We start from the raw sequence: 22545 nt of genomic DNA, 5'->3' as shown, positions 1-22545 counted from the left end.
AACACGCAACTTTCAGTACTGTGGTAAAGTATTATACCAGGTTTGATTATAAAAAAAGAATATCGTGCTTTTAAAATGTAGAAAGCATATTTTTGCTAAAATGAAAACACAAGTTTACTTTATTAAGCCTAATCTTCCGGAGCTGTATCGTTTTTGCGTCGGATCGTAAAAGATAATAGGTCTCCTTCCTCACTAAAGGCAATAAGACTATGGCCGGTTTCGCGGCAGAAAGCTTTAAAATCGGCAATGCTGGCCTTATCGGTAGCGAGGATACGCAACTTTTCTCCGGCGGTCATGCCGCGTAATGTTTTGTTCGCTTTTAGAACAGGCAAAGGGCAGCTTAGTCCCTGTACGTCCAGCACTTTTTCGCTCATAAAACAAAATACCACGTTGTGAATATCGCTTTGCCATTAGTAAAATGGAAGCTTTGCCTCTGTCCAGAGATTTCTACAAGCTGGTCTTTATTTTTTCACAGGCCTTTATTTTTTCACAGGCCTTTATTTTTTCTTCAAGCTTAGCTGTGCTTTTTTTGTGGGCAGGATGCTTCTTTGGCGATTTCCAGTTTGGTAAGGGTGGCGCGCATGCGAAAAGTTCCAAAAGTCATTTCCATATATTTGGCAATTCCATTGGCGGTGTAGTGTATGATTGTCTCATAATCTGGCATAAGGGAAGCTGGTGAAGCAGGAAAGAAGGAAATATCAACTGGTTGTGGGGCAGGCTTGGAGAATGCGGCGTGGTGAATAGGGGTGGTTGATACGGCTTGCTCGGATTGTCGGGCCGGTAGGGAAAGAACATAGGTTTCAATGGCACTGGAAGGTGTTGTTCCATCAAATAGCAACCTGTGGGTGGGGGCAGGTTTGGTATTTCTTTCTTTCAGGAGGGCGTGGGTATAGGCCAGTGGAAATAATGTGCCTGCAGGAAGAGGGATTGATAGGCCTTGTGGGAAGGAGAATACGGTTTTTCCTCCTTTTGGCCCCATAGTGGAACGACCCGCCAGCTTGGAAATGATAAGGCCATTTTGTTTATGAAGAAAAATGAAGGAAAAAAAGCGACCGTCCTTTTTTTCCCAATTCGTTGCGTTAGAAAGAGTATAGTGAAACTGTCCGGTACGAACAGAAGTCAGCAAAAGCAGCTGTTGTTCGGAAGCCCAAGCATCACAGGCGTCAAAAAGGGTATAGGAGAGTTTGCCTTGTGCATTAACGATATTACCGTCAGAAACTGAAATAAGTTCCAGCGTATATTCTGCCTTATGGGGGAGTAGCTCATCCGCAAAGGTGGAAGAAGCAGCTTGGAGAAAAAATATTGTGGTCAGCGCAGGTAAGAGGTGAGAAAATCTGAAAAGCCTTTTTTGCGAAAATGAATAAAATATATAAAAAAAGACTGTAATCAGTTCTACCCTTTTAAAAAGGGTAAATCTTGAAGAAGAACACGCCATTATTTTCTCCCTTTACTCTAAATCTGCTATTTTTCAGCGGGAAGAAAAAAGCCTTTGAGAAGCTAGACCCATTTTCAAAACTCAAACGACCAAAGGGGAAAAGGGTTTTCTTCTGTTTAGAGTCATTCGTCTTGATTTCGCCTTTATAAAGAAAAAAGGAGGCAAAAAACTTCCCCCTTTTTTGAGCGGATTCTGATGGGATTTAGAATGATTTTGTGGTTTTGGGTTTTGGGAGATCCAGGGCTAGGAAAAGTTCTTTAAGGCGCTGCGGTGTGACTTCGGCAGGTGCTCCCATCATCAGGTCTTCCCCTTGCTGGTTGAGCGGGAAAAGAATGACTTCACGAATATTGGGTTCATCGGCGAGGAGCATGACTATGCGGTCAACCCCAGGGGCTGCTCCACCATGAGGGGGGGCACCATAAGAAAAAGCGTGAAACATTCCCCCAAAACGTTCTTCAACATCCTTTTGGGTGTAGCCTGCAATTTCGAAAGCTTTTACCATAATTTCAGGCTTGTGGTTCCGGATTGCGCCAGAGGAAAGCTCAATCCCATTACAAACAATATCATATTGGTAGGCTTTAACCTGTAAGGGATCTAACGTTTCTAAGGCTTCGAGACCCCCTTGAGGCATAGAAAAAGGGTTATGGGAAAAATCGATTTCCCCTGTTTCTTCATTACGCTCATACATAGGAAAATCAACAATCCAGCAAAAGCGAAAGGCGTTTTTCTCGATCAGGTCAAGTTCTTGGGCAATTTTGGTTCTGACCAGCCCTGAGAATTTCACCATGTCATCCCCTTTTCCACCAACAAAGAAGACGGCATCTCCGGTATTGAGGTGACAGACTGTGCGAATTTGTTCAACACGGTCAGCTTCAAGGTTTTTGGCTATGGGGCCTTTGGGGCCATCCTCCTCAAAAGTAATGTAGCCTAACCCGCCAGCTCCTTCTTCGCGGGCCCAGCTATTGAGCTTATCAAAGAAAGAACGGGGCTTTGCTGCAGCGCCAGGAGCAGGAATAGCACGGATTTCTCCTCCACTAGCAGCAATTTTGGCAAAGAGGCCAAACCCAGAATTGGCAAAACTTTCCGTGACGTTGGTGAGCTTAAGAGGGTTACGAAGGTCGGGTTTGTCAGAACCATAAACCTTCATAGCCGTGTGGTAGGGAATGCGCTCAAAAGGTGTAGGACTGACCGTGCGATTGTTTCCATATTCTTTGAAAATTTTTTCCAGCACGGGCTCAAGGGTTGCAAAAACATCTTCCTGGGTTGCGAAGGCCATTTCAAAGTCGAGCTGATAGAATTCCCCAGGGGAACGATCGGCACGCGAAGCCTCATCTCGAAAACAAGGGGCAATTTGAAAATAACGGTCAAAACCTGCAATCATGGCAAGCTGTTTAAATTGCTGGGGTGCTTGGGGAAGGGCGTAGAATTTCCCAGGATGAAGACGAGCAGGAACCAGGAAATCTCGGGCTCCTTCAGGGGAAGATGCCGTAAGAATAGGGGTTTGGAACTCTACGAAACCCTGCTCCGTCATAGAGTGCCTAAGGCTTGCAATCACCTTAGAGCGAAGAAGAATATTGTGATGTAATTTCTCTCGTCTTAAATCAAGATACCGATATTTGAGGCGTAACTCTTCAGGGTAATGCTCCTGGCCTGCAACTTGGAAGGGAAGAACAGCAGCAGCAGACTGTATGGTGATGTCTTGGGCCTGGACTTCGATTTCCCCTGTGGGTAGGCGTGGATTAATTGTCTCTTTATCCCTTAACACGACCTTGCCCGTTATCGTTAACACGGACTCGACTCGTAGATGTTCCACGTTTGCCAGCAGGGGAGATTCCGCAGGAATAACGATTTGGGTTAGCCCCGAATCATCTCGCAAATCTATAAAGAGAAGCCCACCATGGTCACGTTTGCTATGGATCCAGCCTGAAAGGCGTACAGTTTCACCAGCATGGGTTGCGCGCAAATCTGCGCAGAGGTGAGTGCGATAGAGGTGCATAAAAGGTTATCCTGTTTTACGGAGATCCAGAAAGGCAGGATTATTAGCATTACATAAGAAAATAGAAAAGCCTTTCAGGGTAATATTCATATTTTGCTGAAAATAAACCACATTGCTATAAGTATACAGACTATAAAGTATACAGATTGTATAAAGGCTATTAAAGCCTGTTTAACACTGTAAAGAGCAAAAGGGTGAAGATGATAACTTTTGCTTGCGTGGGCTAATGGGAATAAGGTTAGGCTTCAGCCTTTGCTTCAGAGAGAGTTTTACGTTGTTTAAGCCCTGTGACTTGAATGGAATGGGAGAAGATTTTTTTAAGTCCTTCTGGTTCGGCAAGGATATCGGCAAGGGTATATCTGTCTAATACTTCCAAAAAGGCGTGCAGTGCTAAATCCAATGCACTGATGAGTGTACATTTAGTAATAATGATGCAGCTTGAGCACTTGACGAGCTGAAAATTGTCTTCTGTTTCCCTTATCACCTGGCCAATATTGATTTCAGAAGGTTTTTTTGCCAGGCGAAGGCCCCCATTCCTGCCCCGTAAGGTTTCTACATAGCCTTTTTTTCCTAGATCATGAACAACTTTCATGAGATGGTTTTGCGAAATGTTGTAGACAATGGCTATCTCATGGATAGATGCAAGCCTGTCGTCTGATGTCCCAAGATACATCAGCACCCGGAGGGCATAATCTGTATAGCGTGTCAGTTGCATGATATTATGATGTTGCTTTCAAAAAACACTTAGACCTCTGAGGGAGAAATCTTGGCGGAAGGGTGTTAACGCGATTTTTACTATTGCCGATATTTATAGGGTAATGGTTATTAATATGGAAATAAAAAAACAAAAACAAGAATAAGATGTTTTATAGTTATATGTTTTACAGATCTTTTTCCCAGGTAACTTGCAAAATGCAGCCGTTGTTTGTATCGAATATTCATGACAAGTGATATTGAATTGGGAACACGCCTAGAACAGGGGAGGACGGTTCCCGTCTCTGTGGATTTGGTTGAGCTTCTGGCCACACGCCTGTTGGTGCAAGGCAATTCTGGTTCGGGAAAATCGCATTTGTTGCGCCGTCTTCTGGAACAGTCGGCAAGCCATGTCCAGCAGATTATAATAGATCCAGAAGGGGATTTCTCTACCCTGGCGGGAAAATATAACCATCTTGCCCTGGATGCGGCCGATTATACACTCGCCCAGCTTTATCAGGCGGCTGAGAGGGTACGTCAGCACCGTGTTTCAGCCATTCTCAATATGGAAAATGTAGAGATAGATGGCCAATTGAGAAGTGCCGCTGCTTTTTTAAGCGGTTTGTTTGATGCTCCTCGCTCTTATTGGTTTCCGGTGTTGGTGGTGGTGGATGAGGCCCAGCTTTTTGCCCCTGCCGGTGGTGGGGATTACTCGGAAGAAGCGCGCAGGGCTTCACTATCAGCGATGACAAACCTCATGTGTCGGGGCCGTAAACGAGGACTAGCAGGGGTGATTGCCACCCAACGGTTGGCAAAACTTGCCAAAAATGTTGCTGCTGAAGCCTCTAATTTCCTGATGGGAAGGACTTTCTTAGATATTGATATGTTGCGCGCCTCTGATTTATTAGGAATGGAACGCCGGCAAGCAGAAGCTTTTCGTGATCTTGAGAGAGGCCACTTTATTGCTCTGGGGCCTGCTATTTCTCGTAAACCCCTTCCTGTAAAAATAGGAGCGGTTGAAACAGCTTCACGGTCTGGGGAAGTCCAAGTGATGCAGTTTACCCCCCTGCCTAGCATTGAGCAGGCAGAAAACCTGGTATTGATGGATTTGCAGGCGACAGAGCTTCCCCAAAGAGTGGAAAAACGCCCTGTTTCCGTTGCTGAAAGTACTGCCCTGTTAGATGCCTATATTCAGCAAGCTGAAAGGATGGAGCAAGATTCCGGTTTGTGCGAACCGACCATGAATGCGGATGAACGTCTGGAAAAAGCCCTAGAGATTGTCTATGCCGTATTGGCGGAAAGGGTCGGAAGGGACAGCCTGCCTCTGGCGGAAATCTATCAGGCTTTCAGCCAAAAATGGCGTGTTGCAGGCCTAGGGAAGCAAGGTCTTTCCATTGCAGAACTGAGAGGGTTGGTGGTGCTCGCCAATACAAAGACAGACTCTGCTTTTCTACAAGATTCCGACTGGTTAACGGCGCAGTCTATGGCCAAAGAATTACCGGATGATATCCAAGGTGTGTTTTTACTTATTGCCTGCACAGCGATAAGAAAACAGCCTGCTCCCACAGAAAAACAGGTGGCTTACATCTACGGGACGGCCTCTTTAGCGCGGGCTCGCCGCCAGATTGAATATTTGGAAGAAAAAAACTTTATTGTCATTTGCTATGAAGAGCAGGGGCGTAAGGAAAAAATAGCTATTCCTGGTACAAATTGGGAGACCGCTCTTCTAGCGAAGGGTTAACCATTTAGCGACGATGTAAACACGTAGACTAGCCAGTATTTTTATAAAATTTTACCCTATGGCTTTTACCCTCTGGCACAGGATTATTTGTACCAGAGGGTAAAATGTGATGTAATGAGACGTTAAGCCAATGAAATTTGGTTAAGAAACTTACCGGCTCCACCACCCTTTTTTCTTCGGTGAATCTGGCGCACGATCTTCAATAATAATGGGTTTAATAGCAGGCTCTTCTTGGGATTCCGTGGAGGGTTTTTCAGGGGAGAGCTTTTTAGGATTTTTAACGTCTTTGGCTGTTGTGCTTCTCCGTGAGGAAGCCGTTTTGGAGGTTGCAGGCGTGGTTGTCCTTTTGCGACTTCGGGAAGCACGTGTGGGACTTTCTTCAAGCGCTTTCTCTTCAGGGGCTCTTTCTTCCTCGTTTGCAGAAAGATCACCTTTAGAAGCCTGTTTGGCTTTGGTTATCGTCGCTTTGCTTTGCCTTTTTGTGGGTGTTTTCTTCGGTGCAGCCTTTTCTTGTTGGTTTTCTTCACCTAGAGGATCTGAATTTTCCGATGACAGATCATCGCTATCAGAAGTTTTTTTCCGCCGGGGGGAAGAAGCTTTCTTTACATTCTTTGGCTTTGGCGCCAGGGTAGGGGTAGGTTCTTCCTCGATAAAAGCGGCTATAGTCACTTCCTGGCCTGGCTCTGGTGATTGTTGAGTGGATAAGGGAAGTGTTGTTGGTTTTCGCCTTCTGGTTGTCCGTCTTCTGTTGGAAGGAGAGGCTGGCACTTCTGCAGCTTGACCGGAAATAACGTTCTGATCTTCCCGATAAACACCCCCTTCCTCCAAGCCCTGGGGAGGGGAGGTATTTGAGGGGCCGTGATTTTCAAAATAGTCAGAATCTGTTTGTTCCATAACTTCAAAAATATCGAACTTGTTGAAGGGTTCAGCAGGAGTTGGCCCCTGGTAAAGTGGAGAAGGAATAGGCTCGTTTACTATCTGGCTTGGCTGTTGACGAGGCCTTTCTTTTTGCCGAGGTGCTCTCCGCTGTGGTCGTGTATAAGGAGCCTGTTCCTTCACATTATTATTATGCAAAGCAGCCGGTTGCTGTTCGGGGACTACAGTTTCGTGAACAGTAGAGGAAAGTGCCGCCTCCTCAAATTCTGACGTTGGACTGGTAGCCTCTCTTTGTGAATCTGAAGAATAGTTCCGATTATTTTCTCCCCGGAAGTTATTACGCCGTCTGCGTCTGCGTCTACGCCGATGGGTATTTTCTTCTTCCGAATACTCTTCAGCCTCTGGGGCAAGAGATGGGGAAAGAGATTCAGCAGCTGGGTCAGAATCTAGGGGCGTGAGCTCCTCATGAGGGGTGCGGTTATTTTGAATGGCAATTTCTCGCACCCGCACAGGAGATGTGGCCGCTGTGCTTTGTTCCACGGGAAGAGCTGAGGCACTCTCTTGGCGGGGCAGGAGTTTAAGACGTTCAATCTTAGCCTCTGAAGGAGAGAGATTCTTATCAAAGTCAATAATAACCTTAACTTTATGGCGGCTTTCAATTTCGTCCAGCCAATTCCTTTTGTGGTTAAGAATATAGAGGGCAACATCGTTATTAATATGAACCTTAAGCTCATGTCCTAGATGTTTACAGCTTTCCTCTTCCAGTAAGCGTAGAACATGAAGGGCAGAGCTGCCTACACTTCTGATAATACCGTTGCCATTACAATGGGGGCAGGGTATGAAAGAGGATTCTGAAACAGAGGGGCGAAGGCGCTGGCGAGACATTTCCAGCAAGCCAAAATGGGAAATCCGGCCTACTTGTATACGGGCTCGATCACTGCGGAGAGCTTCTTTCAGGCGTCGCTCGACCATAATATTATGTTTATGCTGTTCCATATCGATAAAGTCGACGACAATAAGGCCAGCAAGGTCGCGTAATTTAAGCTGGTGGGCAATTTCTGCAGCAGCTTCTAGGTTTGTGCGCAAGGCGGTTTCTTCAATGCCCCGTTCTCGAATGGAGCGTCCGGAGTTGACATCGATAGCCACCAGGGCTTCGGTTTGGTTAATAACAATATACCCCCCCGATTTTAACTGCACCGAAGGAACGAACATGGCGTTGAGGTGGTCTTCTATTTTATAATGTAAAAATAGCGGCTGGTTGCCATCCTTCCACAAATGGATCCGGTTGGTGTTTTGGGGCATAATAAGGCGGGCAAATTCCCGTACGGCTTTCCAGGCCCGCTCCCCATCAATAATGATGCTATGGATATCGCGGGTATAGATATCTCGAATGGCCCTTTTAATGAGGCTTGCTTCTTCATAGATCAAGGTTGGGGCGATAGACTGCATGGTCTGTTCGCGGATTTCATCCCATTGCTTAAGGAGATATTCACAGTCTTTGTGGATTTCAGCACGAGACCTCTGAGCCCCTGCCGTGCGGATGATCATCGCCATTCCCTGGGGGATATCAATCTCTGAAATGATATCTCTTAACCGTTTACGATCTGGCAGGGAGGTTATCTTGCGCGAAATCCCCCCGCCTTTAAGGGAATTAGGCATTAATACACAATAGCGGCCCGCAAGGGAGATGTAGGTTGTTAAGGCAGCGCCTTTATTGCCACGCTCTTCCTTGACAACCTGAACCAGAAGAATTTGCCTGCGGCGGATGACTTCTTGAATTTTGTAATTCCGAAGGAAGCGGATTGTCTCGCGATAAGAGAGCCGGTCTTCGTCGGGATCATTTTCACCGCCTATGGTTTCATAATCATTGGGGTCAGTGGCCTCAAGAAGGGAGTCTTCTTCCTTAAGAGACTCACGTATTTCAGGCTGGCTATTGTCAGAAGAGGTAGGTTCATCAAGTTCGTCGAGATCCTGAATGTTTTTGATGTCTTCATTTTGAAGGGCGAGGAGTTTTTCGCGGTCTGCTACGGGAATTTGGTAGTAGTCGGGATGGATCTCGCTAAAGGCTAGAAAGCCGTGCTTATTCCCACCATATTCAACAAAGGCTGCCTGAAGGCTAGGCTCTACACGAATAACCTTTGCCAGATAGATATTTCCTTTTAATTGCTTTTTAGACGATGTTTCAACATCGTATTCTTCCAGCTTGTTCCCATTAAGAACAACAACGCGCGTCTCTTCAGCGTGTGTGGCGTCAATTAGCATATTTTTTGTCATATTAAGATAACTGCTCCAAAAGAATTCTGCAAACCTTGCATCCAGCATGTCTAGCGTGGGAAAAGGCACAGAGATCTGGTAAAAAACCATGGTGCCCATGGATTTTTACCCAAGTTAATGTCGGACCGAAATTTCACCTTGTAGAATTAGGTAAAAACTACGGTGTAAAACCTTTATTTCATGCAAACCAAGAGGCCTTATAACAAGGAAAATCAGGAAGGTTCGGCTGATATGCTCCTATTGGTAAAAACCATAAGGGTTTATAATTAAGGCTGCCTACCTCACATTTCCTGTCTAAAGGATCAGGATTACTCTGTTATGGGTTTTATACAGGCAGTTTCTGCAAGAAAGGATTTATTGCCTAGGCAATGATACAGAAACTAAAAAACAAGGAAAATACATAATCTACGCTAGGGTCATGGCTTGATTGTTACAGCCTGTATGACGATAGGTTTTAAATAAAACCCCGAGATACTTTAGCCCTTACGTTGCTGGTAACGTAGAAACTGGTTAACATGCTTGCCAAGCTTAAAATGTAGCTTATTAGTTTTCGACTTGTTTTTACAGAGAGTAAAACCCACACTGAGCACAAAAGCGCATTGGAAAGTTTATGTCAATCATTTAATAGAAATTTTACAGAAAAATTACTATATTCTGTTTAAACTTTACGAATATTAACCTTACCCCTGAGGGTGAATAGACGCGAGTGTAAAGAACGATCAGACGAGAAGAGAACAAAATCGTGGCATCTTTAAACCAGAATTATAAATATGCTGTCTTAACCCTCTATGATCCTCGCAGAGGGTTGCTCATTCGGAGGGAGAGTGATGGTAAGGCTGGTTACCGTATCTATAAACGAGGTTGTTCGCCTTGGAAATGAGTCAATGAAACCAGCTCAACCTTATGGTCTCAACCTTATGGTAACGAATGAGTAAACATGAAAAATGACTACTAGACTACTAAAAGAGTCTAAATAACCGCAAAGGAGAAAGTTTTTGGAAAACAACAGCCTGACCAAACGCCAGCTGTTGGTAGGTGCTGGAATATCTCTAGTGGGATTAAAAGGGGGAAAGGCCTTCTCTAAGGGCAAGAGAAAAGTCTTAAGTCCCAAAGCCCATTCCCTAATTTTGCCCTCACAGGCTTCTCAAGGGTCCTCTAAGGGGGGAGGAAAGCTTTCTGCGCCCCATGTTCTGCGGCATGCCCAACCCAGCTTGCCGGTGGTCATGCTTGACCCAGGCCATGGGGGGAAAGACCCAGGTGCTATTGGTTTTTCAGGAACTTACGAAAAACATGTCGCCATTGCGGCAGCCCAGGCGTTAAGGCAACAGCTTCAAGCGACAGGAAAATATCGTGTCGTGATGTCGCGGAGTGGGGATAGGTTTATTCCTCTCGATGGCCGTGTAGAAATGGCCCATCGGCACAAGGCCTCTCTGTTTATGTCTATTCATGCAGATGCGCTACCCACTCATTCGGTAAGGGGTGCTAGTGTGTATACGCTTTCTGGGCGTGCCTCCGATAGTCAGTCAGCTGCTTTGGCTGCAACCGAAAATAACGCAGACCGCTATGGGAATGTGCGTTTTCAATCTGCTACTCCCGAGGTGCAAGCTATATTAGCCTCGCTGGTGAAGGATGAGACAAGGCGGGGTTCACAATATATGGCCAATAGCGTTGTTTCCGCTTTTCAGTCTCGCGTTGGGCTTTTATCTCATCCTCACCGTCGAGCGGGGTTTGTTGTTCTTAAATCTGCAGATATTCCCTCTGTGTTGGTAGAAATGGGGTTTATGTCTAATCGTTTGGATGAAGCTGCTTTAAGACAGGTAGCCTATAGGAATGTTATTGCATCAGCTCTTTGCGGAGCTGTCAATCATTATTTTTCATCCGTTTATGGTAAAAGCCATAGTTTTGTGGGCTAATAATTCTGTGGGCTAGAATATAAAAACAACAGCAAGTAAAACATACGTTGCTGTTGTTGGAAACGGAATATTGTTTTTTTAAGGTAAGTGTTGAGGGCGAGCCTAGCGCCTCCTGTTCGGTGTGGTAAGGGCTCCTGTTCCTGCTCCTAGTGCTGCACCTGCCACGGCACCAATGGCTGGTCCACCAGCGAGTGCGCCAATGGCAGCACCTGCGCCCCCTCCTATAACACCCCCACTAAGGGCACGGTCACCGGGATCGTATGGATCACCACACGCGGCAAGAAAGAGGCTACTGCCGAGGAGGAGGGTGATTGAACGTAAAAGAATAGTTCTTTTCATAAATTGCTCCATTAAGTCTTTTTGTCGAAAATAAAGCAGACATTTCCCTAAAATTAACAACATTCCTCTGTTTATACATCAGCTAATGGTCTAACGAGAAAAAAACAAGAGGTTTTTCGCCACAGTCAGGGAGGGATCCATGGCCTGTTTTTAATAATTGAGTAATATTTTGTATAGAATTTCTGCAAAGTTTGTTCTGGTAGAGTATGTATATTATGATCGCTTTGTTGAGTTAACGTTTCTGCAATGAATAAGTTAATTGAAGAGAATGGTTATTTTTTTGTTTTTTTTGATTATGGCACTTTTATTCTTTGGAAAACATGTTAAACGCTATTTTGTTTTTATCTCTTCAATTTTTATCGGTAACGGGCAAGGGCGCGTGTTTAGAAGTATTTGGTGAAGGTAGATGGAAGAGAAATGTGCCAGGCAAGATATTTTTGGAAAACCGTAGAAAAAGTGTTGGGCAAAGGGTAGAGTAAATAAGGTTTGGGTTTTTAACATCATGATATTGTTTTCGTAGGTGAGGGTGCTCATGTTTTCGCGTCTGTTAGCGTTTATGTCAGCTGATATGGCTATTGATTTGGGTACCGCCAATACTTTGGTTTATGTGAAAGGTAAGGGAATCGTTTTAAACGAGCCTTCCGTTGTAGCCATTGTTGATGTTAAAGGAAAAAGACAAGTACTCGCAGTGGGGGAAGAAGCGAAAAGCATGGTGGGGCGTACTCCCGGCAATATCGTTGCTATCCGCCCCTTGCGAGATGGCGTTATTGCAGACTTTGAAGTTGCAGAACAGATGATAAAATATTTTATCAGAAAAGTTCATAACCGGCGGGCTTTTGCCAGCCCCCAGATTATTATTTGCGTGCCTTCTGGTTCTACAGCAGTAGAGCGCAGGGCGATTCAGGAAAGTGCTGAAAGTGCCGGTGCCCGAAATGTACAGCTGATAGAAGAGCCCATGGCCGCGGCCATTGGGGCGGGTATTGCCGTTACCGAGCCCTCAGGAAGTATGGTGGTTGATATTGGCGGGGGAACAACGGAAGTTGCTGTTATTTCCTTGGGGGGGATTGTTATGTCTCGCTCATTAAGGGTTGCTGGAGATAAGATGGATGAGGCCATTGTTTCTTACGTGAGGCGTTATCATAACCTGCTGATAGGAGAAAGCACCGCAGAGCGGATAAAGATAGATATTGGTGCTGCTGCAAGGGTTAACCATAATCCTGGGGAAGAACCCGCTGCAGAGGTAAAGGGTAGGGATCTCATTCATGGCATTCCTAGGGAAATTCGTCTTACCCAGTCTGATATTGCTGATGCGTTGAATGAATCTGTTCGCCAGATTGTCGATTCTGTGTTGGTCACTCTTGAAAATACGCCCCCTGAACTGGCTGCCGATATTGTTGACAAAGGAATTGTTATGACAGGGGGGGGTGCCAAACTACGCTATTTTGATGAAGTTCTAAGGCAGGAGACTGGCTTACCTGTTATTATTGCCGAAGATGCCCTTTCTTGTGTAGCCTTAGGCACGGGGCAAGCGTTAGAAGAGATGCAGCGCCTACGAGGGGTGCTTACAAGTATGTATTAATAGTGTAATGAACTAATTGTTTTGTAATGTTTTATTGGTTATCGTTCAGGGCTCTTTAAGTTTAAGTGTTTTGGAATAGAGATCTTCCTGGTTTTTCAGGAGAGGTTAGAGAAAAAATCATCAGAAAGGGCGATTGCTAGTGCTTCCTTTGTCACTTCAGACTCGGCAGGCTTTATCAAAACTGGGCTTTCCTGTGCTGTTTTTAATGGGGTGCTTGGTTGTTTTGCTTGGGGTTATAAGCCCAGGGATGGTTCGTCATGTACGGGTTGCTGCAGCGGATTATGTAGCCCCTGTTTATGGGGTCCTTACGGGAATGCGTGAAAAATTAGATCACTCCATTCATGCTATGGCAGTTTTTACAAGCATGCATTCACGCTATAGCCGTCTTGAAAAAGAGAATGAGGAACTGAAACATTGGTATGATGTGGCTTTGCTCCTTTCTGCTGAAAATAGAGACTTGAAGGCAAATCTTAACTGGATTCCTGATAAAGCCTTATCCTTTGTAACAGGACGGGTTATTACTGAAACGGGCGGTGTCTATAATCAAGCTGTGCTAATTTCAGTCGATGAAAGACACAGCATAAAGTCTGGCAATATTGCTTTAGACCGGTTTGGTTTGGCAGGGCGTGTAACCGAAGTGGGGGAACGTTCGGCCCGGGTATTGCTCATTTCTGATAACACCAGCCGGATCCCTGTTTTTCTTGAGCACTCTCGTGCCTCTGCTATTATGGTGGGCAATAATAGTCTTCAACCCCGTTTGACCTATTTTAGTAACGGGCATAACCCTGTTGAGGGGGAACGGGTGGTTACAGGAAATAATATTAATAACCTACCTGCAGGAATTCCTATTGGGTCTGTGCATTACGTGCAACCGAATGTAGCCGAGGTGGTACCTTACGCGGATTTGGCGCATCTGAATATTCTGAGAATTTTTGATTATGGTCTCTCGGCGATAACACCTCCTGAAGTTCCGGGGCGTATTGTCCCTGCTACGAAAGGACGGAGTGGAAAACCATCTGTTTTTCTGCTATCTCCAGAAGAAGAACATAAAGCCGGATAATTGGCCTGAAAGGTTTTTTTAACAGAATTTATAGCCGCTAGCTCAAAGAGAAACAGCAATGATTAACCCACCAGAGGGGCAGCCCGTTCATGAGCTGCATTATAGCATCTGGCAAAGATTGGATATTTTCATCAAGCGATGGTTCCCGTTTGGTGTGATTTTGGTCTTTATTCTTTTTCTCTCTGCCCCATGGGGGTTGCCGGGGCAAAAAGAGTTGCTATCAGCTTGTATTTATTCTTCGGTTTTTTTCTGGGCGGTCAATAATTCCTCATTTCTCACCCCAATCATGGTTTTTTTGTTGGGTTTGATAACGGATGTGTTAAATTTTGACCAGCCTGGGGTTATTATTCTCTCTTTGCTTATTATTTATGCTGTTGGTCGGGCTGCATCTCGCAGATTGCATCAGCTTGGTTTTGTGGCAAGCTGGGTGTTGTTTACAGGTATTGTTGCAGTGGTTGTTGCTATAGAGTGGGCCATTAACTCGCTCATTACCTTAAGGTTTTTGCCCATTTTTCTCCTTGTTTTTCAATATGTTTTGACCGTTGGGATTTTTCCTCTTTTAAGTATTTGTTATTTGTGGGTAAATAAGAGAATTACAGGGAATATCTCTTCTACTTTAGGATAAGGGACGGTCCGGGTGGCAGGGAAAAACAGAAAGAACCGCTCTTTTCACGATGGGGTGGAATCTGCTCAGTTTGCAAAAGGTCAAAGTGTTTTTACCCGTCGGGCATTGCTATTGATAGGGGTGCAGACGACAGCCTTTGGAGCACTGGGGTATCGATTATATAACCTTCAGATGTATGAAGGTGAAAAATACAAAAAAATGGCCCAGAAAAATCAGGTGAGTACCCGCTACCTCACTCCGCCTCGTGGCCGTATTGTAGACCGTTCTTCCATTGAAATTGCCACCAATAAGGTCAACTGGCGTGCGTTAATCATGCCAGAGGAAACCAGCGATTTTGAGGGAACACTTAAGCGTTTTTCTGATTTGATCTATTTGGATGATCGAAATTTGGAGCGTATCGCCAAGGAAATGAAGCATAAAAGGCGTTATGTGCCTGTTATGCTCAAAAGTTTTCTTACTTGGGACGAAATGGCCAAAATTCAGCTCAATGCTCCGACCTTGCCCGGGGTGATGATTGATGTGGGAACCACCCGGGATTATCCGTTTGGTCCCTTATTGGCGCATGTTGTAGGCTATGTTGCCCCCCCGAGTGAGAAAGATGTTGCCAAGGATGCCTCCTTGGCCTTGCCAGGAATGCGCATAGGCCGGGCAGGGATAGAGGAAACCCAAGAGCCCTTTTTAAGAGGCAAAGCCGGCAGTGTTGAAATGGAGGTGAACTCTGTTGGAAGAATACTGGCAGAGCTTAACCGTAATGAAGGTGTTCCTGGCGATGAAATAGAGCTGACCATTGATACGCGGCTCCAGCAGTCTGTCAAAAATCTCCTAGGGGAAGAGGCAGCAAGTGCGGTGGTGATGGATTGCAGAAATGGTGAAGTGGTCGCCATGGTTAGCAACCCATCTTTTGATCCCAGCCTTTTTGACAGTGGAGTAAGCCGAGCACAGTGGCAGGAATGGTCAACGGATCCACGAACTCCCCTTATCAATAAGGCCGTTACCGGGGTTTATCCTCCGGGATCAACCTTTAAACCTGCGGTCGCTCTTTCAGCTTTGCAGGCAGGTAGTATTAACCCTCATGATCGGGTGCTCTGCCGGGGATATATTGACGTAGGGGGCACTCGTTTTCACTGCTGGGCTAAGCATGGCCATGGTTCAGTAGATTTAAAGGCGGCCTTAAAATTTTCGTGTGACGTTTATTTTTATGAGATTGCTCGTAAAACAGGGATGGAGAATATAAAGAAGGGGTCTGAAGCATTAGGGTTGGCGACACGGTTGCCAATAGAGTTGCCACACTCGCAAGTCGGGCTTATTCCAACGCCTGAATGGCGAAAACGTCATGGCCACCATTGGAATGGAGGAGATACAATTGTTAGTGGAATTGGGCAGGGCTTTGTGCATGTTACCCCTTTACAGCTGGCGACATATGCTGCCCGTATTGCCACAGGGCGGGCAGTAGACCCCCATTTGGTCAGAGCGGTAGATGGGAATGTGAGCGATAAGGAAAAGCCAGACTATTGGCCAGAACTGCCTTTCCCCGTGCAAGATCTGGATGTTATTAGACAGGGAATGTATGCTGTTGTTAATGAGGCAAGAGGAACAGCCCCCAAGGCGCGTTTGAATTTACCAGGCATTCAAATGGCTGGTAAAACGGGTTCTGCACAGGTCAGGCGTGTTTCTAGGGCATTGCGTGAGAGTGGGCATTTTAATTCTCAGAATCTGCCATGGGAATATCGCCCTCATGCCCTATTTATTTGCTATGCCCCGTATGATGCGCCGCGTTATGCTTTGTCTGTGGTAATAGAACATGGCAATGCTGCTGCTCAGGTTGCAGCCCCCATGGCGCGAGATATTATGCGAGAAACCTTGCTCAAGGACCCAGCATCCATTAAAAAGCAGTCAGAAAACCAGTTTCGAAAAAGTAAAGAGACTCCTCATGCGGCACAAGCGGGTTCATCGGCTCATTCTGATGAGAATAACCAAGATGAAAAAGGGTACAACAAGAAAGAAAAAGCCCCATGATGGATAGTCGATCTGTTATGGTACGTTTTCGAAAGAGGCTGTTACTAGCAGAGCCCAATTTTCAATTTTTTCATAAATTATTACAAGTTAACTGGTTATATGTTTTATTGATCTGTGCCCTTGCTGCGATTGGTTATATAGCTCTTTATTCAGCAGGGGGAGGATCTGCAAAGTCTTTTGCCAAGCCACAGATGATTCGTTTTGTGCTAGGCTTTATTGTGATGGTGGGTATGGCTGTACTCCATCCTCGTATTCTTATAAAATTGGCTTGGCCGTTATATGGGCTTTCGTTGATTTTGTTGGTGGCCGTTTTGGCGATGGGCCATGTGGGTAAAGGGGCTGAGCGCTGGCTAGTTGTAGGAGGAATTGCCATACAGCCTTCTGAACTGGCAAAAATTACCCTTGTCTTGGTATTGGCGAGCTGGTTTCGAAACGTGTCATGGCAAAGGATGGGTAATCCGCTCTTTTTAGTCATCCCTGCCATTTTAGTACTGTTGCCGGTGGGGCTTGTATTAAAAGAGCCTAACTTGGGTACAGCAGTGATTATTGGTTTGGTAGGGGCCTCGGTTTTTTTTGCGGCTGGCATGCGCTGGTGGTTAATCATCCTATTGGCTTTACCGGTACCGTATGGTGCTAAAATTGCCTATAACCACCTTCATGATTATCAAAAGGCCCGTATTACCACCTTCCTTAATCCTGAAAGTGATCCTTTGGGAGCTGGGTATAATATCATTCAGTCTAAAATTGCCCTTGGTTCAGGCGGTATGTGGGGAAAAGGCTATATGCAGGGAACCCAAGGGCAATTGAACTTTCTTCCGGAAAAGCAGACAGATTTTATCTTTACGATGATTGCGGAAGAATGGGGGTTTGTTGGAGGTATTGCTGTTGTTTCTATCTTCTTTTTAGTTGTGATAGGAGGAATGCTTATGGCTGTAAGATGCAGGAACAGATTTGGCCGATTATTAAGTTTAGGAATTTCTGTTAATTTTTTTCTTTACTGTACGGTTAATCTCTCAATGGTGATGGGAGCTATCCCAGTAGGAGGAGTTCCCTTGCCGCTTATTTCTTACGGTGGGTCAGCCTTGTTAACGGTTATGTTCGGCTTTGGCTTGCTTTTTTCCGTTTATGTCCATCGGGACATAAAAATGGAGGGAACATAATAAGCGGGATGATAGGATTTGTTTTTTAAGGAGCCTATTTTATGGGGATTAAGCCAGCCTCCTCAGAAATAAGGAAAGTTTATGCCAAAAGCCTTTATAGGGCAGGTCCGGTATTAACGCGAATAAACCGTATCCCTCAGGGGATGGAAAATATTGAGCACGGAAAGTCTTTTCTGGAATGGGGTATGGTAAGTGCTTATAACCCAGGGGGAAAGAGACACCCAGAAGGGTGGAACCACCGTATGTTTGCACATTTGCAGCAAGAGTTGGAGAAAGCCGGTTTTGTTTACTATTACGGAATAGGCAGCTTATATAATCAGGAAGAGCCCTTATTCATGGTGGCTGTTCCGAGGGGAAGGTTATATAAGCTAGCCCGTAAATATCGTCAAAATGCTGTGGTTCTTCTCCAGAAAGGAAGACGATCTCGTCTTGTGTTTTGGGGTAGGGAATAAAAGAGGGGTTAATTTCTGGCGGTAGACTCTCCTAAAAATACTAAAAACTCAGACCATTCTTTTATTTTATATACCCCACTGACCCTAGAAGGCAGCGTTAAAAGCGATTTGCGGCTGGACAGTCTGATTTGTATTGTGCCCATCAACCGTAATGGCCGCACCTGCAATGATACCATAATTCGGTGTCCAGTTATATTCCACGGCGGGAGCAAGAATCCAAGAATGGGAGGCTGTGGTAATAGTACGGGTAATGGGTTCGTTATAATAACCACCGGTTTGCCTGTTTCCTTTAGACCAAGTAAACTCGGCATCAAATGCTAAGACCCAGCTTTGGTCAATACCATATTCTAGCGATAGCCCACCATTGCCGAACATGCCAGGGTAGACATTCCCCCGATAACCTTCATTTGTGCCGTAACTGGTTACCCCATGAAGATCAACAGAATTTAAAGGTTTACGTGCAACTGCCCATAACCGTAAACGCAAAGGGCGTTCATCTGGCAGTTGCCAGGCAGATTGGCTTTGTAGGCCAAAACGCAAGGTCCATGCCCCGGTGCCTACGCCTGCAGTGGAACGAGAGAGATTGTTGTAATTTCCAGAGGGGGCGATAATCCCCAAAAAGGTTGATAGAGAGGGTCGTGTGTAAGGGGCATAATTTTCTGTGTGGTCCTCATCTAGAATGCGGTATTGAAATTCAATAGGTAGATCATTCCATTGTAATCCGCCATTTCTTCCTCCCTTTACCCATGTATGGGATATTGTGGGAAGAGCCTGCACAGAAAGGTTATCTGTGATAGCATATTTAACCAAGGTATAATTTGTTAAGGATTTGTAACGGGGGTGGATAGGGGTATTCTCACCTGAGGCATTAAAACGGCCAATAGGTTGGTTGTAAACCAGGTAAGGTTCTAAAAAGAGCCCACCGGCCTGGGTTGCTGCCCCAGAAGGCGAGAGGAGCGAACCTGTGTACCATTGGTTATCAAGATGAGAGAGGGAACTTTCAATAGCCATTGCTTTGGGCATAGCAAAGGGTATGGAGAGTGAAAGGTTAATATAGCCCCAGTAAATACCAATTTTTTTAAGAGCAATAAGGCTAGAAGAGCTGCTTTTTTTATGGTCGATAGAGGTTAGGTTTTCTTTTTTTTGTTTATAGAAAAAAGTTTTACGCGGTAGATTGCAGCTTTTTTTTAAGGGCATAATGCTCAACCTTATATGCTGGTAAAGGTATATTGACTTATTCAATAATAATAATATTGTTACAACCATCAAGAGAAAATTAACGTAAGATTACAAAAGCTTACGTTAATTTGTAATTTTTTAGAAAATCAAGTAGGGGTTATGGGGTTGTAAAACAATAAGGCAATAAGGAATAGGATGAAAAAACGCTTAGGGCGTTAAAAGAACAGTCCCTGAAACGGTTGCCGTAACATCTTGCTCTTCGTTGCTGATTTGGGGAAGGGCATTTGATTTGCTTTGGGCCATGGAAGGGGCCGCCATTAAGGATAAAGATCGCATGGGACTGACTCTTTCGCCAATATTCATGGTGCGTATGGGGCCAATTTTTTTGCCTAACGTATGAGCAATTTTTTCTATGCGAGCTTGGAAAGACTTTATGGCTTCTAGTTCTGCTGAGGCTTCCAGTTCTTCTTGTTTATGAGGTGAAAACTCCCAACCCATAGAGGAAAGGGCTAATCCCTGTTTTTGAAGTTGTTCAACCAGCTTCAAAAGCTCTTCATTAGAAGAGGATGAGAGATGAAGAGATTGCCTGGCAATCCATACGGGGGTTTTACGCTGGGCATCGTCATCTGATCGGTAAACAGAATAGTTTTTTACAACACTATGAACAGTGGGCGAATCTGTTGCGATTTGAATAGCCTTTTGGATGGTGGCATTCACCTGTTTTTGAACTGAAGCGACATTCTTTCCTCTTTCCTCAGCTGTCATAATCGCTACGAGGTTATCAGCAGAAGAGCGGACAACACCCGTTGCGCTTATGTTGAGTAAGGTGGCATCGGGGGGAATAGGGGGCTCGTGGTCTGCTGGGGCAGCAAAAGCAGAGAGCGAGACATGCACCAATAAAGCTGATGCAAAAGCGAACGGGGCTGTACGGGCCTTAAAGAGGGACATTATTTTAAATACCTTGAAAGGGAAGGCTTAATTCTTGTTCAAGAAGGGGAAGTGGTAGTTTATAGCCCACTATTTTACGGGTTTTTATTTTTCTCTTCAAGGTTAACGTGGGTATAACGCGGAAGGATGAGGATCGCTTTTAGGCCTGGTGTGGCATTATTGTTTTCAAGCTTGAAAGTGCCCTGATGGAGATGAGCGATTGCTTCCACCATTGAAAGCCCTAACCCAAACCCAGGGGTGTTACGGGAGCTCTCAGCCCTAAAGAAGCGCTCTGTTGCCTGGTGGATCTCACTTTCTTTCATTCCGGGGCCCTGATCTTCTATGGCAAGGTAGATATGGGGCACAGGCTGTTTTTCATCAATTTTAGCCCAGATTTTAATAACAGAGTTTGGGGCTGAAAATTTGATGGCATTATCAAGCAAGTTCGCTACGGCCTGCTGGATAAGGTGAGTATCACCGTAAATATTTAAAATAGGGGGATGGTTGAAATAAAGGGTAATTCCTTTTTCTTCGGCAACCGCATCGTAGAATTTTACAAGATTATGAATGACGAGGTTGACATCAAAAATCTTAAAAGCGGCTCGACGTGAGCCAGATTCAATTTCAGAGATTCGCAAGATGGACTCAAAAATTCTGGTGATATTGTCTAAGTCTTCAACGGCATTTTCAATGGTCTGTTCATATTCTTCAGTGGTTTTGGTATTCAATAGGGCATCTTCTAGGCGGGTGCGTGCACGGGCAATCGGTGTTTTGAGGTCATGGGCAATAGAATTGGAAACCTGTTTTATGCCCTTCATGAGAAGCGAGATTCTGTTGAGCATGGAATTGATGGCAAGGCAGACTTCATCGAGCTCTCCTCCCCAATCCCCTAGCGGGATACGTGCACTCATATCTCCTTGTGCGAGCTCTCGTGTATGATAGCTGATTGTACTAATAAGAGAGTGAAGTAAAAGTCTGGTCAGTACAATCCCGCCAAAGGTTGAAAGAATGATCAGGAGCCATATCCATGCAAGAGCATTTCTTAAAACACGTTGGAAGAGGTCCAGCATAAGAATGCTGCGCCCCACAAGAAGATGGTAGTCATTGGGAAGTGTAAGCGTAATAGCGGTTGCCTGGTGGGCTAAAAAGGGAGGAGTTGGCAGATCGATGGTAGACCATTGGGTAGAGATATATTTCTGCCTGGGCCAGTGGGTAAGGTTACCAGAAATCTTATGATAATCGGCATCGGTTAATAAATAGATGGCCTGTCTATTAACGTTATTTTGAATCCTATCATGAAGAGTTTGAAGAAAGGGGGTAATATTACTGGTTTTATATTGTACAACCAGATCCTGCATATCCTTTTGGATTTGCTCATGAATCTGGTTTTCAATTTCTCTGGTGGTTTGCCACCAGAGAAAGACCACAAAAGCAGCAGAAGAGACTGAAAAGATAAAGCCATAAAGCAGGGCAAACTGCATACTGGCGGTAAGAGGGAAATGCTGAAAAAACTTTGTTATACGAAAAAAGAATAGTGTATGCTTTTTTCTTTTAAAAGAGAGTTGAAGCAGTTTTTTCATTCACCTTGATCAGTTTCAAAGTGCCTGAGAATATATCCTTCATGCCGAATGGTATGAATTAACGGATAGGAGAAAGGCTTGTCTATTTTATGACGAAGGCGCGAAACATGTACATCAATAACATTGGTCTGGGGGTCAAAATGGTAATCCCAAATTTTTTCCAGCAACATGCTACGGGTAACGGTTTGGCCTGCATGACGCATGAGATATTCCAACAGGCGGAATTCTCGGGGGTGTAGGCCTATTTTCTTGTTGCCCCGATAAACGGTCCTTTCCAGAAGGTCAAGCTCTAAGTCGGAGACAACAAGTTTGGTGGGCTGTAAAACATCGTTTTTAGTTCTTCGGGAAAGGGCTTCAACTCTGGCTAATAATTCTTTAAACGAGAAAGGTTTTGGAACATAATCATCCCCCCCGGCCTGAAGACCCGCAACCTTTTCATCCACCTCTCCCAGGGCAGAAAGAATGAGAACAGGTGTTGTATTCCCCTCTTTCCGTAAAGTCTGTAAAACTTTTAATCCATCAATCTCACCGGGTAACATCCGATCGAGAATAATGATATCGTAGTCTTTAGCAAGGGCTAAGGCAAGGCTATCTGAGCCGTTTTCAGCTTCTTCTACTTCATGACCACCCTGACGCAGCCCTTTGACGATAAAGTTTTTTACTGTTGGGTCATCTTCTACAAGAAGAACACGCATGAAAG

The 22545-nt window shown here is 45.0% G+C and carries 18 protein-coding genes; 8 read left to right on the top strand and 10 right to left on the bottom strand.

The window, feature by feature from the left end; translation table 11 throughout:
• Positions 1–128: 128 nt before the first annotated feature.
• The 4 genes from JGUZn3_RS11825 to JGUZn3_RS11810 form a co-directional block, all read right to left on the bottom strand.
• Positions 129–374, bottom strand: a complete 246-nt coding sequence (locus tag JGUZn3_RS11825) for a sulfurtransferase TusA family protein (protein WP_203413699.1) — start codon at positions 372–374, stop codon at positions 129–131.
• Positions 375–514: 140 nt separating this feature from the next.
• A complete protein-coding gene (locus tag JGUZn3_RS11820) occupies positions 515–1435 on the bottom strand; it encodes an EipB family protein (RefSeq protein ID WP_203413698.1) in 921 nt (306 codons plus the stop codon).
• A gap of 202 nt (positions 1436–1637) precedes the next feature.
• Positions 1638–3431, bottom strand: coding sequence for an aspartate--tRNA ligase (gene aspS, locus JGUZn3_RS11815; protein WP_203413697.1), 1794 nt, complete (start codon positions 3429–3431; stop codon positions 1638–1640).
• A 238-nt stretch (positions 3432–3669) separates the two neighbouring features.
• The gene (locus tag JGUZn3_RS11810) at positions 3670–4146 is read right to left on the bottom strand and encodes an Rrf2 family transcriptional regulator (RefSeq protein WP_203413696.1); all 477 of its coding nucleotides are present in this window, start codon (positions 4144–4146) and stop codon (positions 3670–3672) included.
• Between the two features lie 225 nt (positions 4147–4371).
• Here JGUZn3_RS11810 and JGUZn3_RS11805 point away from each other — a divergent pair, with 225 nt between their 5' ends.
• Entirely contained in the window at positions 4372–5865 is a 1494-nt protein-coding gene (locus JGUZn3_RS11805) for an ATP-binding protein (RefSeq protein WP_203413695.1), read from the top strand.
• 150 nt (positions 5866–6015) lie between these two features.
• Here the strand turns inward: JGUZn3_RS11805 and JGUZn3_RS11800 are convergent, their stop codons facing one another.
• On the bottom strand, positions 6016–9015 hold the full coding sequence (locus tag JGUZn3_RS11800) for an Rne/Rng family ribonuclease (RefSeq protein WP_203413694.1): 3000 nt from the start codon (positions 9013–9015) through the stop codon (positions 6016–6018).
• 1124 nt (positions 9016–10139) lie between these two features.
• Between JGUZn3_RS11800 and JGUZn3_RS11795 the strand changes: the two genes are divergently transcribed.
• On the top strand, positions 10140–10928 hold the full coding sequence (locus tag JGUZn3_RS11795) for an N-acetylmuramoyl-L-alanine amidase family protein (RefSeq protein ID WP_238996970.1): 789 nt from the start codon (positions 10140–10142) through the stop codon (positions 10926–10928).
• Between the two features lie 102 nt (positions 10929–11030).
• Here the strand turns inward: JGUZn3_RS11795 and JGUZn3_RS11790 are convergent, their stop codons facing one another.
• On the bottom strand, positions 11031–11267 hold the full coding sequence (locus tag JGUZn3_RS11790; RefSeq protein WP_203413693.1) for a hypothetical protein: 237 nt from the start codon (positions 11265–11267) through the stop codon (positions 11031–11033).
• A gap of 532 nt (positions 11268–11799) precedes the next feature.
• Here JGUZn3_RS11790 and JGUZn3_RS11785 point away from each other — a divergent pair.
• The 6 genes from JGUZn3_RS11785 (at position 11800) to JGUZn3_RS11760 (ending at position 18159) form a co-directional block, all read left to right on the top strand.
• Positions 11800–12846 (top strand): rod shape-determining protein, encoded by a 1047-nt coding sequence (locus JGUZn3_RS11785; protein WP_203413692.1) that lies wholly within the window; start codon positions 11800–11802, stop codon positions 12844–12846.
• Between the two features lie 139 nt (positions 12847–12985).
• The gene (mreC, locus tag JGUZn3_RS11780; RefSeq protein WP_203413691.1) at positions 12986–13906 is read left to right on the top strand and encodes a rod shape-determining protein MreC; all 921 of its coding nucleotides are present in this window, start codon (positions 12986–12988) and stop codon (positions 13904–13906) included.
• Positions 13907–13964: 58 nt separating this feature from the next.
• A complete protein-coding gene (locus JGUZn3_RS11775; protein ID WP_203413690.1) occupies positions 13965–14531 on the top strand; it encodes a hypothetical protein in 567 nt (188 codons plus the stop codon).
• Positions 14532–14585: 54 nt separating this feature from the next.
• Positions 14586–16547, top strand: coding sequence for a penicillin-binding protein 2 (mrdA, locus tag JGUZn3_RS11770; RefSeq protein WP_238996969.1), 1962 nt, complete (start codon positions 14586–14588; stop codon positions 16545–16547).
• Positions 16544–17707: a rod shape-determining protein RodA gene (gene rodA / locus JGUZn3_RS11765; protein ID WP_238996828.1), complete on the top strand. Its 1164-nt coding sequence runs from the start codon at positions 16544–16546 to the stop codon at positions 17705–17707. The genes mrdA and rodA overlap by 4 nt, the downstream gene beginning before the upstream one ends.
• Before the next feature lie 41 nt (positions 17708–17748).
• Entirely contained in the window at positions 17749–18159 is a 411-nt protein-coding gene (locus JGUZn3_RS11760; RefSeq protein ID WP_203413688.1) for a DUF3293 domain-containing protein, read from the top strand.
• An 84-nt stretch (positions 18160–18243) separates the two neighbouring features.
• On the opposite strand, the gene JGUZn3_RS11755 is transcribed toward JGUZn3_RS11760, so the two are convergent.
• The 4 genes from JGUZn3_RS11755 to JGUZn3_RS11740 form a co-directional block, all read right to left on the bottom strand.
• Entirely contained in the window at positions 18244–19356 is a 1113-nt protein-coding gene (locus JGUZn3_RS11755) for a hypothetical protein (RefSeq protein WP_203413687.1), read from the bottom strand.
• Positions 19357–19545: 189 nt separating this feature from the next.
• Positions 19546–20286 (bottom strand): SIMPL domain-containing protein, encoded by a 741-nt coding sequence (locus tag JGUZn3_RS11750; RefSeq protein WP_203413686.1) that lies wholly within the window; start codon positions 20284–20286, stop codon positions 19546–19548.
• 74 nt (positions 20287–20360) lie between these two features.
• A complete protein-coding gene (locus JGUZn3_RS11745) occupies positions 20361–21845 on the bottom strand; it encodes a sensor histidine kinase (protein ID WP_203413685.1) in 1485 nt (494 codons plus the stop codon).
• Complete coding sequence (locus JGUZn3_RS11740) at positions 21842–22540, bottom strand: response regulator transcription factor (RefSeq protein WP_203413684.1); 699 nt, start codon at positions 22538–22540, stop codon at positions 21842–21844. Before JGUZn3_RS11740 ends, JGUZn3_RS11745 begins: the two co-directional genes overlap by 4 nt.
• Positions 22541–22545: the final 5 nt, after the last annotated feature.

The sequence above is a fragment of the Entomobacter blattae genome, from assembly GCF_014672835.1.
GTDB classification, from domain to species: Bacteria; Pseudomonadota; Alphaproteobacteria; order Acetobacterales; family Acetobacteraceae; genus Entomobacter; species Entomobacter blattae.
The sequence above is the reverse complement of the archived record's forward strand: the minus strand, read 5'-3'. Positions and strand labels throughout refer to the sequence as shown.